A 14,777-nucleotide genomic window follows, 5' to 3' on the forward strand; every position below is an offset into this window, starting at 1 on the left:
TCACTCCCTGTCCGGGTGCCCAGCATGGACATACGCCAGATACGCTGCTTCGTCGCGCTTTATGAAGAGGGCAGCATCACGCGCGCAGCCCGCCGGCTGCACGTCGTCCAGCCCGCGATCAGCCAGCAGATCAAGCGGCTGGAGGCACATCACGATGTGCAACTGTTCAGCCGGGACCCGCATGGCGTGACGCCCTATCCCCTGGCGCACGAGTTCTACCGGCATTGCATCCGCGTGCTGACGGAACTCGAACGCGCGGGAGCGGTATTGGCGAGCGGCGCGGACCGGTTCAGCGGCAAGATCCGGATCGGCGCCCAGGCGTCGTTTCACCAGTTCGTGATGGCGCGGGCGCTGGAGGCGTTCCGCGAGCGCCATCCGGCGGTCGAATTCTTGTCCCGCGACGGCTACCGCAGCGACCTGATCAGTTGGCTGATCTCCGGCGACCTGGAGTGCGCGCTGCTCAGCACGACGCAGGACCTGCTCAACATGCAGACCCGGGATATTTCCACCGAAGCCCTGGTGGTGGTCGGTCATCGGAGTACCCTCGCGGACCGGGACCACGTGCGGGGAAATGAATTGGCCGGGTTCCAGCTGGTGCTGCCGTCGCGCTACAAGTCCATGCGCAACCTGATCGACGCCCAGTTCGGCCTGCAAGGACTGGTCTTGCGGCCGCAATTGGAAATCGACTCCTTGCAGAGCCTGTTGCACGTCACGCTCAGGCCGGGGTGGCTGTCCATCATTCCGCCCATGGCCTTGTCGTCGGAGTTGTTCGGGGGAGCCCTGCGCAGCGTGGCCCTGGTCGAGCCGGTCATCAGGCGCAAGGTGGTCGTGGCCTGGCAGCGCCACAAGACGCTCTCCGCACCGGTTCACGGGTTCATCGATATCCTGTCGGAGATCCTGGCGGGTATCCCGGGGGTGGAGATTCCAGGCAGGGACGCCGAGGCGCGGGATTGATCGTGGCCGGTCAGGACGAAGCCGGACCGGAGCCCAGCGCCGCCTCGACATCCGGTCCGATCGATTCCGGCTTGTCCGTGGGCGCGTAGCGGGCGATGGGCACGCCGGTTCGATCGACCAGGAACTTGGTGAAGTTCCACTTGATGGCGCCGGTGCCCAGCAGGCCGGGCTTGGCGCTTTTCAGCCAGCGGTAGAGCGGATGGGCCCCGTCGCCATTGACGTCGATCTTGGCGAACATCGGGAAGGTCACGTCGTAGTTGAGCTTGCAGAAGTCCCGGATGCTCTCGTTGCTGCCCGGCTCCTGGTGGCCGAACTGGTCGCAGGGGAAGCCCAGGATTTCCAGGCCGCGTTCGCGGTAGGCGCGGTACATGGCTTCCAGGCCCGCGTACTGGGGGGTGAATCCGCATTGCGAGGCCACGTTCACCACCAGCAGCACCTTGCCGCGAAAGCGCTCGAGCGGTACGTCGCGGCCTTCGATGTCCGTGGCGGAAAAATCGTAGATGGTCGTCATGGCGTGTCCCTGGGTGAGTGGCGGGGGCGCGCCCGGTTGGGGCGGCGCGCCGTTTCACCGCGCATCATCAGGCGCCTGCCGCCCCGCCGTCAACTCCGCCGGAAGCGCTGCCCTTCGCCGGGTCGCGCGCTCATTCGGGCTCGACGCCGGAGCGTTCGACCAATGCCTTCCACCGTTCCATGTCGGCGCGGATGCGCGTGCCCAGTTCTTCGGGGGAACTCAGGGCGACTTCCAGCCCCTGCTGGTGCAGCGATTCGCGGATTTCTGCCGAGGCGAGGGCCTGCCCGACGGCGCGGTGCAGACGCTCGACGACGGGCCGTGGAGTGCCGGCGGGAGCGAGCAGGCCTATCCAGGGCGCGAACGGGAAGTTGGCGTAGCCGGCTTCCTGCAAGGTGGGTATGGCGGGCGCCAGCGGCGAGCGGTGGTCGGCGATGACGGCGACGAGCCGCAGCTTGCCCGCCGCCACGTGGGGCAGCGCCACGTTCAGGGACAGCAGCGCGGCCTGCACCTGTCCGCCGATCAGGTCGGTGACGAGTCCCGACATGCCCTTGTAGGGGACGTGCAGCATGTCGATCCTGGCGGTCTGCTTGAACAGTTCCATCAGGAAGTAGTGTGGCGTCCCGAGCCCGGGCGAGGCATAGGACAGTCCGCCGGGACGCTTCTTGGCCAGTTCGACGAGTTCGGCCAGCGAGTGCGCGGGTAGCGAAGGCGTGACGGCCAGCGCCCACGTGCCGGTCGCGACCATGGCCACCGGCGCGAAGTCCTTTGAAGGCGAGAAGGTGACGCTTTTGTACAGGTACGGAAGCATGGTGATGGTGTCGGCGGTCGAGAGCAGGGTGTGCCCATCGGGAGGCGCCTTCGCCACGCCGGACGTTCCAATGGTGCCGCTTGCGCCGACGCGGTTCTCGACCACCACGGGCTGGCCCAGGACACGCGCCATTTCCGGGGCCAGCTTGCGGGCGACGAAATCCCCTCCGGCGCCGGGGGTATAGGGTACGACGACGGTGACGGGTCGCGTGGGAAAGGTCTGCGCGCCCGCGCCACCCGTCAAGGCGGCCAGCACGGCGGTGAGCATGATTCCGAAGCGTTTCATGTCAGGCCTCCTGGACGCTGGTGGCTGCCGCGGGCGCGGTCTCGGGCGCGAGGCCTATCAGCCCGGCGATGTTGTCATGGCAGATCTTGCGATGGGCGTCGGCGGGCAGCGCCAGGGACCGGATGGCGCGCAGTGTGTCGCGGATGAAGCCCGGGCCTCCTTCGGGATCGAACGGGCAGTCGCTGGCGAACACCACATGGTCGTTGCCGAAGAAGTCCAGTCCGCAGCGTATGGAGGAGGCCGAGCCGCCCACGGCCGTGTCGCCGTAGAACCGGCGGAAACAGTCGACGGGGCGATCGCCGAGCATGTCCTTGATGTAGCCGAGGTCCTCGTCCGCGGTGCGCACGCCGATCTGGTCCCATAGCGTGCCGACGCGGCCTTCGAAGTAGGGAATCATGCCGCCCAGGTGATGAGTGATGATCTTCAGCGTGGGCAGGCGCGTCATCAGCCCCGAGAACACCAGACGCGCCATCGCCACGCTGGTTTCGTAGGGCCAGCCCAGCACCTGCCAGATCTCGAAGCGGGATTTGCCTTCCGTCGGATAGTCCGCGTAGCCGGCGCCGCGGTGGGGATGCATCCAGATCGGCACGTCGTGGTGGACGGCGCGCTCGAACAGGGGCAGGAAGCTCGGATGGTCCAGCGGCGCGCCGTGTATGTTGGTCTCGATCTGGATACCGGCGGCGCCCAGCTCGAGCACGGCGCGGTCGAATTCTTCCAGCGCCGCCTCGATGTCGTTCAAGGGCAGGCTCGCGACGAAGGCCGGGAAGTAGGAGCGGTGGCGGTCGACGATCTCGGCCAGGCCGTCGTTGCCCAGCCGGGCGAGGGCGGGCGAGGCCTCCGGCCCCAGGACGTTGTCGGCCGAAGGTTGGGACAGCGAGATCACCTGCCGGTAGTCGCCGAAGCCCTTCATCATCTCGATGCGGCGGGGCACGTCATGGAGCATGGGCACGGTGCCCAGGCGCTTGGCGATGTCGCGGTTGGTCGAAAGCCGCTCCACCTCGCGCAGGTAGGCGGGAGGCATGAGATGGGTGAATGCGTCGAGCACGGGCAGGTCGTCGTTCATCGGTGTCTCGCTGGTGATTGTCGTTGGAGGAACTGGCCGGCGCTCAGTCCGTGCGCGTGGCGTCGATGCCCTGGCGCAGCCGGCGTTGGGAAGGGCGGTCGGCCATGCTGTGGCGATCGCCCGCGGCGAAGACGTCGTCGTGCTGGAAGCCGTCGTAATGCTGGATCTCCCACCAGTTATGGTCGAGGTCTTCCAGGTAGAACGAGTACACGCCGTGCTGGCTCTTGACCGACAGGACCTGCCGGATCTCGTACTTTTCCTGGAGCGCCCTGGCGGCTTCCCAGGCAGCGTCGACTTGCGCCGGGGTGGCGACGTCCAGGCCCCAGTGGTTGAAGACGCTGACGGGCTTCAGGCGTTCTCCCACTTCCAGGCAGACGATGTGGAACTTCAGGCCGCAGCGGATGGACAGTCCGCGCGAGGCATGGTGCACGCATTCGAGTCCCAGGAATTCTTCATAGAAGCGCCTGGATTTCTCGATGTCATAGCACTCCAGGGTGCCATGGGACAGCACATAGGGCCTGACGACCGACCCGGCATGGGCCGGCGCCGGGACGATGCTTTCGATGTTCATGTCTGGTCTCCTCTCTTGTCGCGGATGCGTCAGGCGGCCGCGATGTCGTTGCGCAAAGTGCCGATGCCGGCGATCTCGACCTCGACCTGGTCGCCCGGGTGCATGAAGACCTGCGGGTCGCGGCCGAAGCCGACGCCGGCCGGGGTGCCGGTCAGCAGCACGTCGCCGGGCTGGAACCGGTACCACTGCGAGAAGTAGGCGATGGTCTCGGCGATGGGATGGATCAGGTCGCCGACGCTGGTCGATTGCATGACGCGGCCGTTGAGCCGGGTGACGAGCTGCAACGACGACGGATCGCCGACTGCGTCGCTCGTGGCCAGCACCGGCCCCATGGGAGTGAAGCAGGGGAACTGCTTGCCCATGATGTTGAGTTCCCAGCTCTGGCGTCCTTCGACCGGGGTGCGGGCGGCCTGGACGCCCGGCATCCAGTCGCGCGCCGAGACGTCGTTGGCCGCCATGTAACCCGCGACGTGGTCGAGCGCCTGTGCCGGCCGCACGCGGTGGCAGGCGCGGCCGAAGACGACGGCCAGTTCGCCTTCGTAGTCGACCTGTTCGATGCCGGCGGGGATGGGAATGCGGGCGCCGGGGCCGGCCACGCTGTCAGGACTCTTGAGGAAGGCGGTCGGATGGGGCGGCGGGCCGCCCCCCATCTCGCGGACGTGGGCGCCGTAGGCGCGGCCCGCCGCAAGGATCAAACGGGGATCAGGCACCGGAGCCAGCAGCGGGGTCGCCGATGCATCGGTCAGGGCTCCCGTGCTGCGTAGCCGGTCCCGTTCGCTAGCGCCCAGCCCTTCCGCGCGGCGGACCAGGCGGCGCACGGCTTCCAGCCCTTCCGGGCCCGCCTGCAGGATGCCGCGCACGCTTGCGGGCAGCCAGGCCTCTATCGTGCCGGGGGCCGCCGCGCGGCCAAGGTGCAGGATCTCGCCGGATTCCAGCAGGGCGCCGGCAATCCCGCCGGGGGTCGCGTCGATCGTGACGAGCTTCATGGTGGACCTCGGGCAAGCAATGGCATCGGAACCACGGAGCAGTTCTCGACACGAGTCATGCCCACGCAGCGCATGCGAAGCATTGGATCACTAAATGGTAGTTTAAACAACCTTTTTGGCGCGACGAAGATCCTAGGGAATTCCCCGGGGGAAAAGGCGGGTCAGTGCGAGTCGGCCTTGAGCGTCGCGCGCTTGTTGACCCTGCGGGCCACCGTGATCTTGCGGTTGACCGGAGAAGAGGGCGAAGCGCCGGCGACCGCGTTCCGGTACACGGCGCGCAACGTCCGGAAGGTGGCTTCCACGTCGGCGTCGGGTATGTCGGCCAGCCACTGCTTTTGCAGGGTCTGCGTCAACGGAGAGAATTTGCGGACGATGGCCCGTCCCGCGGGGGTAATGGAGACGCTGGTCGCGCGCTTGTCGCCCGGTTGCGCCGAGCGCATGACGAAGCCGCGCTCTTCGGCCTGCGCCACGGTGCGCGACAGGTAGGACAGTTCGGCGCCGGTATGGCTGGCGAGTTCGCTCAGCGACTGGTGGTCGCGGTCGTTCAGCGTGGCCAGCACGCGCCAGACGGACAGCGGGATGTCGTCCGCCTTCAGTTCGTCGCCGAAGGTGGCGGCGATGATGTGGGCCGCGCGGTGCAGCAGGTATCCCAACGAATTCTCGAGGTGGTCGTTGGAATGGCCGGCGGGTTTCTTCATGAGTCGGATGCGGCGAACCCGGCGGCGCTGGCGCCGCCGGTGCAACGTGCGCTAGCGCACGAGCTGGTTGATTTCGATGATGGGCATCAACACCGCCAGTACGATCAGCAGCACGAAGCCGCCCATCAGCAGGATCATCAGCGGTTCGAGCAGTGCCGTCAACGCCATGGCGCGGCGCTCGACCTCGCGCGACAGCGTCTGCGCCGCGCGTTCGAGCAGCTCGGGCAGGGTGCCGGTCTTCTCGCCGCTGGCGGTCAGGTGCACCAGCAGGGGCGGAAAGGTCTTCTGTACCTGCAGCGCCGAGGCCAGCGATACGCCCTCGCGCACGCGAGACGTGGCGTCGTCCACGCTGGCCCGCAGGCGGTCGTTGCCCAGCGTCTGGCGCGACGCGTCCAGCGCCCGCAGCAGCGGTACCCCGCTGCCGGTCAGGATGGCCAGGGTGGAGGCGAAGCGGGCGGCGTCCAGGCCCAGGATGAAGCGGCCGGCCAGCGGCATCTTCAGCAACCGGGTGTGCCAGGCCAGTCGCGTGGCGGGCGCGCGCAACATCATGCGCCAGCCGGTCAGCGCGGCGGCAAGGACCAGGGCGACCAGCCATCCCCAGCTGCGGACGAAGTCGCTCAGGCTCAGCATGACGCGGGTCAGCATGGGCAGTTCCTGGCGTGCCTGCGAAAAGGCGCTGACGACCTGCGGCACGACGTAGCCCAGCAGGAAGATGACGATGCCGACCGATACCAGGGCGACCACCGCGGGATAGATGAAGGCGGTCAGGACCTTGATGCGCAGGGCGTTGCGTTCCTCGATGTAGTCGGCCAGCTTCTCCATGACGTGCGCCAGGTCGCCGGACTCCTCGCCCGCCGCCACCAGGGCGCGGTAGATGTCGGGAAAATCGCGCGGCCGGGTGGCCAGCGCGTCGGCCAGCCGGTGGCCCGCCCGCACGTCGGCGCGCACGGCGGCCAGGACCTCGGATACGTGCTTTTTCTCGGATTGTTCGGCCGTCGCGGTCAGCGCCGCGTCCAGCGGCAGGCGGGCCGCCAGCAGGCTGGCCAGTTGCCGCGTCGCCCAGGCCAGTTCCGAGTCGGACATGCGGGGGCCGAACCAGCCGCGGCTTGCGCCGCTGCTGCGCTGAGCGCCGGCCTCCTCCACGGCCAGGGGCGTCAGCCCCCGCGCCCGCAACTGGGCGCGCGCCGCGCGCGGGCTGTCGGCGTCGATCATCCCACGGTCGAGCTTGCCCAGTGCGTCGGCGGCTTCGAAGCGATACGAAGGCATGTCAGCCCTTCCTCCTACACATCCCGTGTTACCCGCACCACTTCTTCAGGCGAGGTCGTGCCCGAATCGATCCAGCGCTCGCCGTCTTGCCGCATGGTGCGCATGCCGGCCGCCTGGGCGGCACTGCGCAGTTCCTGCTCGCCCGCGCCTTCATGGATCAGTTGCCGCTGCGTGTCGTCCACGGTGTAGAGCTCGTGGATGCCGGTGCGGCCGACGTAGCCGGTATGGCTGCACGTGGCGCAGCCCACCGGCCGGTACACCGTGCGGCCGTCCGGCTCGGTGTGCGGCGCCTTGCAGTCGGGGCACAGGCGCCGCACGAGGCGCTGTGCCAGCACGCCCAGCAGCGAGGACGACAGCAGGAAGGGTTCCACGCCCATGTCGGTCAGGCGGGTCACCGCGGACACGGAGTCGTTGGTGTGCAGCGTCGCCAGCACCAGGTGGCCGGTCAGCGAGGCCTGTACCGCGATCTGCGCGGTTTCCAGGTCGCGGATCTCGCCGATCATGATCACGTCCGGATCCTGGCGCAGGATGGCGCGCAGCGCGAGCGCGAAGCTCATGCTGATCTTGGAGTTGACCTGGGTCTGGCTGATGCCGGGCAGGTCGTACTCGATCGGATCTTCCACCGTCAGGATGTTGGTGGTGGAGGCATCGAGCCGGCCCAGCGCGGCGTACAGCGTGGTGGTCTTGCCGCTGCCGGTAGGGCCGGTGACCAGGACGATGCCGTGGGGCTGGTGGATGAGCCGGTCCAGCTGTTGCAGCAATCCGGCGTCCATGCCCAGGCGCGACAGCTCGAGCCGGCCCGCTTCCTTGTCCAGCAGGCGCAGCACCGCGCGTTCGCCGTGCCCGGTGGGCAGCGTGGATACCCGCACGTCGATGGGACGGCCCCCCACGCGCAGCGCGATGCGGCCATCCTGCGGCAGGCGCTTTTCCGAGATGTCGAGGTTGGCCATGATCTTGATGCGCGAGATCAATGCCGCGTGCAGCGCCTTGCGCGGGCTGACCACGTCGCGCAGCGTCCCGTCCACGCGGTAGCGCACCACCGAGTGGGTCTCGAAGGGCTCGATATGGATATCGCTCGCTCCGTCGCGCGCGGCCTGGGTGAACAGCGCGTTGATCATCCGGATGACGGGCGCGTCGTCCTGGGTTTCGAGCAGGTCTTCCACTTCGGGGATATCCTGCATCAGGCGCGCCAGGTCGATCTCGTTCTCGGCCGCGCCCACCACCGCGGCGGCGTCGCCGGTGTCGGCGTAGGCCGCGGTCAGGCGGGTTTCCAGTTCGGCGTCGGAAATCCGCGCGATGCGCACCGCGCCATGGCGGCGCTGGACCTCGGCGATGGCCCAGGCCGGCGTGCGCGGGCTGACCGTCAGCAGGTTGCCGTCGGGCCGCATGCTGAGCAGTGCCCGCTGGGCGCGGGCCCACGAATAAGGCAGCGGATTCATGGCCGCGTCACGATCTCGGCGGCATAGCCCAGGTCGCGCAGGGCCGCCAGTGTCGTGTCCACCGTGACGCGGTCGCGCGCCACGCGCATGCGCACGTCCCAGCGCTGCGCGTCGTCGTGGACCACGTAGGCGCTCATGCCGGCGTCGGCCACCCGGCGCGCCGCCAGCTGGGCTTCGCTTTCCGAGGGCGCGCCGAATACCTGGAGCACGATGGTCGGGTCGGTCGATTGCAGGGCGGAGACGTCGCGCGGAATGGTCGTGGGGGGCACGTTGCCCGCCCCGGCGCGGCCGCTCTGGACCGGATCGCCCACGCCCGGCACGCGCGGCGGCAGCTGGGGCGCCTGCATGTCGGGCAGCAGCCAGTGCGAGCCGGGCTGCGCCTGGGCCTGCTGCGCGCGCATGTATTCGTAGCGGTCGATCATCAGGCTGCTTTGCGAGCCGCCTTCGCGCACCACGTAGGGCCGCAGGAACACCATGAGGTTGGTCTTGGTGCGCTTGCGGTTGTCGTAGCGGAAGAGGTTGCCCAGCACGGGAATGTCGCCCAGCCCCGGCACCTTTTCCACGCTGCCGGTGACCTGGTCCTGGATCAGGCCGCCGATGACGATGATCTGGCCGTCGTCCACCAGCACGTTGGATTCGATGGCGCGCTTGTTGGTGATGATGCCCGCGCTGTTGGACTTGCTCTCGTCGACGCTGCTGACTTCCTGGTAGATGGTCATCTTCACCGTGCCGCCTTCGGATACCTGCGGCTTGACCTTGAGCGTCAGGCCCACGTCCTTGCGCTCGATGGTCTGGAAGGGGCTGACGGTGGACGTGCTGCCGGTCTGCGCGTACTGGCCGGTGATGAAGGGCACGTTCTGGCCGATGATGATGCTGGCCTGTTCGTTGTCCAGGGTCAGCAGATTGGGCGTGGAGAGGATGTTGCCGCCGGCCTGGGTTTCCAGGGCACGGGCCAGGAAGCCCAGGTTGGTGACCTGGCCGATGCCCGGGATGTTGACCGAGCCCTTGGCGATGCCGATGCTCAGGCCCTTGCCGATGGAGCCTATGTTCTGTGCCGCGCCGATGATGTTCGAACCCGTGCCGCCGAAGCTGGTGCCGCCCACCACGGCGGTGCCGTTGCCCGCGTTCAGGTTGCCCAGCCCGGTCAGCCACTGGATGCCGAACTCGGCGGCGGTCTCGGCCGAGACTTCGACGATCAGGCTTTCGACGAAGATCTGCGCGCGGCGCACGTCGAGCTGGTCGACGATCTCGCGCAGGCTGCGGTAAAGCGGCTCGGGCGCGGTGATGATGAGCGTGTTGGTGGTGGCGTCGGCCTGCACCGTCGCGCCGCCGCCCGTGAACACGGTCGAGCCGGCCTGGGTCGTGCCGCTGCCCAGGGTGCTGGAGCCGCCCAGCCCGGTCGCGCCGCCCAGGGCGCCGGACGTGCCCGAGGTATTGGAATTATTGCCGAGGGACGAGGTGTTGTTGCCCGAGAGGCCGGTCGAGCCGCCCAGGCCCGTGCCGAGGCCGCCGCTCATCCCGCCGCCCAGGCTGCCGGTACCGCCCATCGTGCCGGTGCCCGACTGCCCGGTCAGCACGCCGCGCAGCACTTCGGCCAGCTTGACCGCTTCGGCGTTGCGCAGGTAGACGACGTGCATGTTCGTGGCACGGGCGGCTGGGTTGTCCAGCTTGGCGATCAGGTCGCGCGCGAGCTTGTTGCGCGCCGGGCTGCTGGCCCGCAGCAGCACACTGTTCGTGCGCGGGTCCGCCACCGCGGTGATCCGCTGCGTGGCGTCGCCGCCGGTACCCGGGTCGAGCAGCTTGGTGACCAGCGCGGCCACGTCGGTGGCGATGCCGTACTTGATCTCGATCAGGTCCGTGGCGATGGCCGAGGGCGTATCGACGCTGGCGATGACGTTGGCGATGCGCTTGAGGTTGTCGGCGTAGTCGGTGATGACCAGCGTGTTGTTGCCCGGGTAGGCGTTGATCGGGTTGTTCGGCGCGATCATGGGCCGCAGCACGGGCACGAGATTGGTCGCGCTTTCGTAGTTGAGCTTGAACACCTGCGTGACGAGCTGGCCGCTGTTGGCGCCGGCGCCGCTGGTGACGGGACTGCCCTGCAGCTTGGCGTCGGCTTCCGGAACCACCTTGCTGACGCCATCCACTTCCACCACCGCGAAGCCCTGCATGCGCAGCGCGCCCAGCAGCATGCGATAGGCCGTGTCGCGGTTGACGGGGTTCTCGGAAACCAGTGTCAGCTGGCCCTTCACCCGCGGATCGACCAGGAAGGTCTTGCCGGTGAACTGCCCCAGCGCGCGTACCACCGCTTCCAGCTCGGTGTTGACGAAGTTGAGCACCACGCCGTCGGCCGCCGAGGCATTGGCGGGGCCTGCGGCGGCGGCCGCTCCGGCCGGCGGTACGGCCAGCGCCAGCATGGCCGAGGAGACCGCCGCGGCCAGCGTCCGGGCGAAGGGTGCCGGGGCCGGTCGGTTGCGGAAAGGGGCTTGGTTGAGCATAGGCATGATGTTAGCGGCCGATTTGCAGGATGGAATCGTCGCCCGAGCGGCGACCCAGCGCCGATAGCGTGCTTTGCAGCGCGGCGCGGGCCTCGGGCGAGGCATTGGGGGCGGGGCGGGCGACCCCGTTGAAGCGGAAGCCGGTACGCGCGGCCCAGCGTCCGGACCCTTCCATGGTCAGGGGGCCGGACATCGTGGACAGCGCGAGCGCGACGGCGCCGCCGGCTTCTCCGGTCAGGCGCGCGCGATAGTGGCCGATGGGCCGCAGCAGCGACAGCGCGGTACCGGCGTCGCTCCACTCGGCGTCCAGGAGCTCGCCGGGCGGAATGCCGCCGTTGAGCCGCAGGGACGGCCACTTGAGCCGCAGGTCGCCGGTGGGGCGCAGGGTGTTGAAGGGCGCGCCCAGCTGCGCCAGCGTCGAGGCGGGGAGCTTCAGCGTGCGGCCCGACAGCAGGAAGCCGTTGGTCTGCAGGCGCAGCCCCAGCGGGCCGTCCAGCCAGGGATGGCGGATCTCGACCGCCGGGCCGCCGTCCCATGTCGTCTTCCATTCGACGGGCGTGGGCAGGGTGCTGCGGGCCTCGGGGAAACCGAGGGCAAGCAGCGCGCTGCCGCGCCAGATGGTGCCCGAGGCGTCGACCACCGCCACCGGCCATTGGGCGGGCAGGATCGCGATCAGCCAGCGGGCCGGCAGTACCGCCAGGGCGGCGGCCAGGGCCACCAGGACGCACAGGAGGATCTTGAGCCAGGTGCGCATCAGCGGCCCTGTCCGGCCGTGGCCGGGGTGAAGACCAGGACGCCCGACGCCTTGCCCGTCAGCAGGCGTCCGTTATCGTCCGTGGGGCGTTCGAGATCGGCTTGCGCCAGTTGGAGGCGGGTGCGGCCGGGCACCGAGGCCAGCCACTGCATCAGGCCCGCGGCCTGCACCCGGTCGACGGTGACCTGCCAGGCATCGCCGCTGGTGCCCGCCGGTGCGTCGGCGGGAGCGACCTCGGCGGCGATGCCGGCGCGCTCCAGGCTCTGGGCCAGGGCCTGGCGGGTTTCGTCGGCCGTCATCCGGCCGCTGGTCACCCGCTGCAGGCTGCGCGCCTCGGTCGTCAGCGCGTCGACGCGGGCCGCCTGCGTGCGCAGCAGCGGCAATTGCGCTTCCAGTCGGTTGGCGCGGGTCCAGGCGGGTTCGATGAACAGCAGGAACACCAGGGCGATGCCGGCCACCGCGCCGGCGATGCTCAGCAGGCGGCGCTCGCGCGGTGCGAGCCGGGCCCAGCGCCGTCCGGCGTCTTCGCCCAGCCGGGCCAGCGCCGGCGGCATGGAAAGTTTGAAAGCGGGGAGATTCATCGTCGCGGGTTGTCCTGTTGAATGCGCACGCCGCCGCCCTGGGGCGCCGGGCGCGTGCCCCCGTCCTGGCCCGCGCTGGCGGCGGAGCGGATGGTCCAGACGCCGTCGTCGTGCGTGACCTGCAGGCCCAGGCCCTCGGCGCGCTGCAGGATGGCCGGATCGATTTCCATCCGGCTCGCCACGGGCGCTGCCGTGGGCGCGGGCGTGGCGGCCTGTTCCCGGCGCTGCATGAGGCGCCGCAGGCCATGCGTGGCCTGTTGCTGCTGCGTTGGCGCCGGTGGCGGCGCGGCGCCGGCCTTGGCGACCATGCCTATGCCGTCGTCCACCAGCTCCAGCTTCAGTTCGCCCTGGGTGTAGCGCAGCGCGACGACGTTGTTCGTGGCGGCCGGCAGCAGTTGCGTGGTCGCCAGCGCCAGCGGCAGGAAATCGGATGAGCCGAATTCGCCGCCCGCGGCTCGCAACGCATCGCGCCGCTGTTCGGCCTGGCGCAGCGGATCCAGCACCACGGGAATGTCCGGGAACGCCGTCTTGACCTGGGTGGCCATGCGCTGGCGCAGGGCGACTTCCTCGCGGCCCAGTTGCCAGGCGTGGATGTTCAGGCCCACGAGCCACACGGCGGCCGCGCCGGCCGCCCAGGCGGCCGGCTGGCGCCACGGCGAACGGCCGGAGCGATGGGGTTGCAGGTCGGCCAGGGCCAGCGACCACCCCGGAAGCACGCCCTGCCAGCGCGCCCCGGTGGGCAACGCGCGCCGCTCGGTCGCCGAGAGTTCGGGCCAGCCCGCGGGCTGCGGGTCGATCCAGCCGACGACACCGGGCGCATCCTGCTCGAGCGCGGGCAGCAGCGCCGCCACCGCCGGATCGGCATCGGTCGTCGCGAACGGGTCGATGGCCCAGACCTGGCCGGCCTGGGGACCGGTGCGCACCACCACGTGGTCGTCGCGCACCAGCACGGTCCAGCCCGTGTCGGTCAGCGGCAGGGCCAGCGGAGCCGGCACCAGGGCGTCGGCGGGCAGGCCGCTGTCGGCCAGCAGCCGCAGGGCGCGCGCAAGCGGCTCGCGGGCCGCCCAGGCCACGGAGACGGAGCCATCGCCGGCGCGGGCGCCGTGGGCGACCGCCAGGCCTTCGATGTCGCCCAGCAGCATGGGCTCGACCGCTCCGGCGACGGCGGCCTGCAGCCGGTGCGTGGGCAGGGGCGGCACCGTGACGGTGGTCAGCACACTGTCGGCCGGGTGCAGGATGCCCTCGACGCGGCTGGGCGGCACGGCCGCGGCCAGTTCGGCCAGCGGCAGTTCGCCCGTCCGCTGGACGGCATGCTGCCGGTCCAGCAGCGCGAACGCCACCCGCGAGTCGGCATGCAGCAGGGATAGGGCGGGCAGCTCTAGCCGCAACGTTGTCTTCAATTGGTCTCCCTCTTCCAGACCACGGTGGGTGAATTGGCATTGGCCCGCGAGACGAGCGCCTGCATTGTGACGGCAGCGCGCTCCAGCGTCACGGTGCCGGAAACCATGAACCACTTGCTGGCGGTGACGATCTGCGAGTCGCTGATAGTAATGTCAGGATTGGCCAGGCGGTTGCCGAAATCGGCACGGTCGTTGAACCAGGTGCCGGCGTTGCGCTGCTCGGTCAGCGCGCGGGCCTGCGCCAGCGACAGGCCCGGCACCACCGCCGCCAGCACCTCGGCGGGGGCCGTGTTGGCATTGACCGCGGTGGTTTCGGGCAGCACCGTGACGTAGGGGCGCAGGGCTTCGATGGTCTTTTCGTCCACGTCGGTGATGCCTTCCAGGTCGTCCACTGTCCGTATCATCGGGGCGGAAGGGCCGCGGCCCTGGCTTGCTTCCCCGTTCTGGCCGGTTCCCGTGCCGCTGCCCGTACCCGTTCCTGTTCCCGTACCCGTTTCCCCGGAAGTGCCCGGCACCGCCTGCGCGCTGGCGATCCGCACGGCGATCCGCGGCGCCAGGCTGCCGGGCAGGCCCAGCATCGCGCACAGCCGGTCCAGGGCCGCGATCTCGATGGGCTGCGGCACGCCGGCCTTGGCCAGGTTGCGCAGGTTGTACTTGCCCTGTTCATCCTCGATGCGGCCGGAGAACAGGGCCACCCGGTCGTCCCCGGGGCGGGTGATGCGGGTATCGGCCACGGGCGTGGCCCACAGCTCGCCCAGGCGCGTGGTGTTGTTGCGGCGGGCGTCCTCGCGCAGGACCAGCCGTGCCCAGTCCAGGCCGCCCAGCAACAGCCAGCGGGCCTGGATGCGGGCCTGTTCGTTCTCGACCGCCCGCACCGACGCCGCCTGGCGCTGGAAAAGGCCGGTTACCAGCACGGCCACGGCGGCCACGATCAGCAGCGCGCTGATTACCGCCATGCCGCGCTGC

14 protein-coding genes are annotated in these 14,777 nt (G+C 69.6%); 1 reads left to right on the top strand and 13 read right to left on the bottom strand.

Annotation, left to right across the window (positions count from 1 at the left end):
* The first annotated feature begins 24 nt into the window (after positions 1-24).
* Entirely contained in the window at positions 25-954 is a 930-nt protein-coding gene (locus ABD104_RS08360) for a LysR family transcriptional regulator (RefSeq protein ID WP_338617242.1), read from the top strand.
* Between the two features lie 10 nt (positions 955-964).
* On the opposite strand, the gene ABD104_RS08365 is transcribed toward ABD104_RS08360, so the two are convergent.
* The 13 genes from ABD104_RS08365 to gspK form a co-directional block, all read right to left on the bottom strand.
* Positions 965-1,465 carry a glutathione peroxidase gene (locus ABD104_RS08365; protein ID WP_279814460.1) on the bottom strand — a complete coding sequence of 167 codons (501 nt, stop codon included), beginning with the start codon at positions 1,463-1,465 and terminating at the stop codon, positions 965-967.
* Between the two features lie 130 nt (positions 1,466-1,595).
* Positions 1,596-2,558 (bottom strand): Bug family tripartite tricarboxylate transporter substrate binding protein, encoded by a 963-nt coding sequence (locus tag ABD104_RS08370; RefSeq protein WP_343927371.1) that lies wholly within the window; start codon positions 2,556-2,558, stop codon positions 1,596-1,598.
* A gap of 1 nt (position 2,559) precedes the next feature.
* On the bottom strand, positions 2,560-3,621 hold the full coding sequence (locus ABD104_RS08375) for an amidohydrolase family protein (RefSeq protein ID WP_343927372.1): 1,062 nt from the start codon (positions 3,619-3,621) through the stop codon (positions 2,560-2,562).
* Positions 3,622-3,664: 43 nt separating this feature from the next.
* A complete protein-coding gene (locus tag ABD104_RS08380) occupies positions 3,665-4,192 on the bottom strand; it encodes a VOC family protein (RefSeq protein WP_087838404.1) in 528 nt (175 codons plus the stop codon).
* 29 nt (positions 4,193-4,221) lie between these two features.
* Entirely contained in the window at positions 4,222-5,178 is a 957-nt protein-coding gene (locus ABD104_RS08385; protein WP_087838403.1) for a fumarylacetoacetate hydrolase family protein, read from the bottom strand.
* 161 nt (positions 5,179-5,339) lie between these two features.
* Positions 5,340-5,876, bottom strand: coding sequence for a MarR family winged helix-turn-helix transcriptional regulator (locus tag ABD104_RS08390; protein ID WP_087838402.1), 537 nt, complete (start codon positions 5,874-5,876; stop codon positions 5,340-5,342).
* 51 nt (positions 5,877-5,927) lie between these two features.
* Positions 5,928-7,142 carry a type II secretion system inner membrane protein GspF gene (gene gspF / locus ABD104_RS08395; RefSeq protein WP_087838401.1) on the bottom strand — a complete coding sequence of 405 codons (1,215 nt, stop codon included), beginning with the start codon at positions 7,140-7,142 and terminating at the stop codon, positions 5,928-5,930.
* Positions 7,143-7,156: 14 nt separating this feature from the next.
* The gene (gene gspE / locus ABD104_RS08400; RefSeq protein ID WP_087838400.1) at positions 7,157-8,581 is read right to left on the bottom strand and encodes a type II secretion system ATPase GspE; all 1,425 of its coding nucleotides are present in this window, start codon (positions 8,579-8,581) and stop codon (positions 7,157-7,159) included.
* Positions 8,578-11,082, bottom strand: coding sequence for a type II secretion system secretin GspD (gspD, locus tag ABD104_RS08405; RefSeq protein WP_243724516.1), 2,505 nt, complete (start codon positions 11,080-11,082; stop codon positions 8,578-8,580). The genes gspE and gspD overlap by 4 nt, the downstream gene beginning before the upstream one ends.
* A 4-nt stretch (positions 11,083-11,086) precedes the next feature.
* Positions 11,087-11,830, bottom strand: coding sequence for a type II secretion system protein N (gspN, locus tag ABD104_RS08410; protein ID WP_343927373.1), 744 nt, complete (start codon positions 11,828-11,830; stop codon positions 11,087-11,089).
* Positions 11,830-12,411: a type II secretion system protein GspM gene (gene gspM, locus ABD104_RS08415; protein ID WP_087838398.1), complete on the bottom strand. Its 582-nt coding sequence runs from the start codon at positions 12,409-12,411 to the stop codon at positions 11,830-11,832. The genes gspN and gspM overlap by 1 nt, the downstream gene beginning before the upstream one ends.
* Complete coding sequence (gspL, locus tag ABD104_RS08420) at positions 12,408-13,811, bottom strand: type II secretion system protein GspL (protein WP_343927374.1); 1,404 nt, start codon at positions 13,809-13,811, stop codon at positions 12,408-12,410. The genes gspM and gspL overlap by 4 nt, the downstream gene beginning before the upstream one ends.
* Positions 13,808-14,767, bottom strand: a complete 960-nt coding sequence (gspK, locus tag ABD104_RS08425; RefSeq protein ID WP_343927375.1) for a type II secretion system minor pseudopilin GspK — start codon at positions 14,765-14,767, stop codon at positions 13,808-13,810. The genes gspL and gspK overlap by 4 nt, the downstream gene beginning before the upstream one ends.
* Positions 14,768-14,777 lie beyond the last annotated feature (10 nt).

The sequence above is a fragment of the Pigmentiphaga daeguensis genome, assembly GCF_039523035.1.
Classification (GTDB): Bacteria; Pseudomonadota; Gammaproteobacteria; order Burkholderiales; family Burkholderiaceae_B; genus Pigmentiphaga; species Pigmentiphaga daeguensis.

Excerpts from the sequence above, each read along its gene's own strand:
- ABD104_RS08360 (WP_338617242.1), top strand. The coding sequence starts at position 25 with ATGGACATACGCCAGATACGCTGCTTCGTCGCGCTTTATGAAGAGGGC.
- ABD104_RS08365 (WP_279814460.1), bottom strand. The coding sequence starts at position 1,465 with ATGACGACCATCTACGATTTTTCCGCCACGGACATCGAAGGCCGCGAC.
- ABD104_RS08370 (WP_343927371.1), bottom strand. The coding sequence starts at position 2,558 with ATGAAACGCTTCGGAATCATGCTCACCGCCGTGCTGGCCGCCTTGACG.
- ABD104_RS08375 (WP_343927372.1), bottom strand. The coding sequence starts at position 3,621 with ATGAACGACGACCTGCCCGTGCTCGACGCATTCACCCATCTCATGCCT.
- ABD104_RS08380 (WP_087838404.1), bottom strand. The coding sequence starts at position 4,192 with ATGAACATCGAAAGCATCGTCCCGGCGCCGGCCCATGCCGGGTCGGTC.
- ABD104_RS08385 (WP_087838403.1), bottom strand. The coding sequence starts at position 5,178 with ATGAAGCTCGTCACGATCGACGCGACCCCCGGCGGGATTGCCGGCGCC.
- ABD104_RS08390 (WP_087838402.1), bottom strand. The coding sequence starts at position 5,876 with ATGAAGAAACCCGCCGGCCATTCCAACGACCACCTCGAGAATTCGTTG.
- gspF (WP_087838401.1), bottom strand. The coding sequence starts at position 7,142 with ATGCCTTCGTATCGCTTCGAAGCCGCCGACGCACTGGGCAAGCTCGAC.
- gspE (WP_087838400.1), bottom strand. The coding sequence starts at position 8,581 with ATGAATCCGCTGCCTTATTCGTGGGCCCGCGCCCAGCGGGCACTGCTC.
- gspD (WP_243724516.1), bottom strand. The coding sequence starts at position 11,082 with ATGCCTATGCTCAACCAAGCCCCTTTCCGCAACCGACCGGCCCCGGCA.
- gspN (WP_343927373.1), bottom strand. The coding sequence starts at position 11,830 with ATGCGCACCTGGCTCAAGATCCTCCTGTGCGTCCTGGTGGCCCTGGCC.
- gspM (WP_087838398.1), bottom strand. The coding sequence starts at position 12,411 with ATGAATCTCCCCGCTTTCAAACTTTCCATGCCGCCGGCGCTGGCCCGG.
- gspK (WP_343927375.1), bottom strand. The coding sequence starts at position 14,767 with ATGGCGGTAATCAGCGCGCTGCTGATCGTGGCCGCCGTGGCCGTGCTG.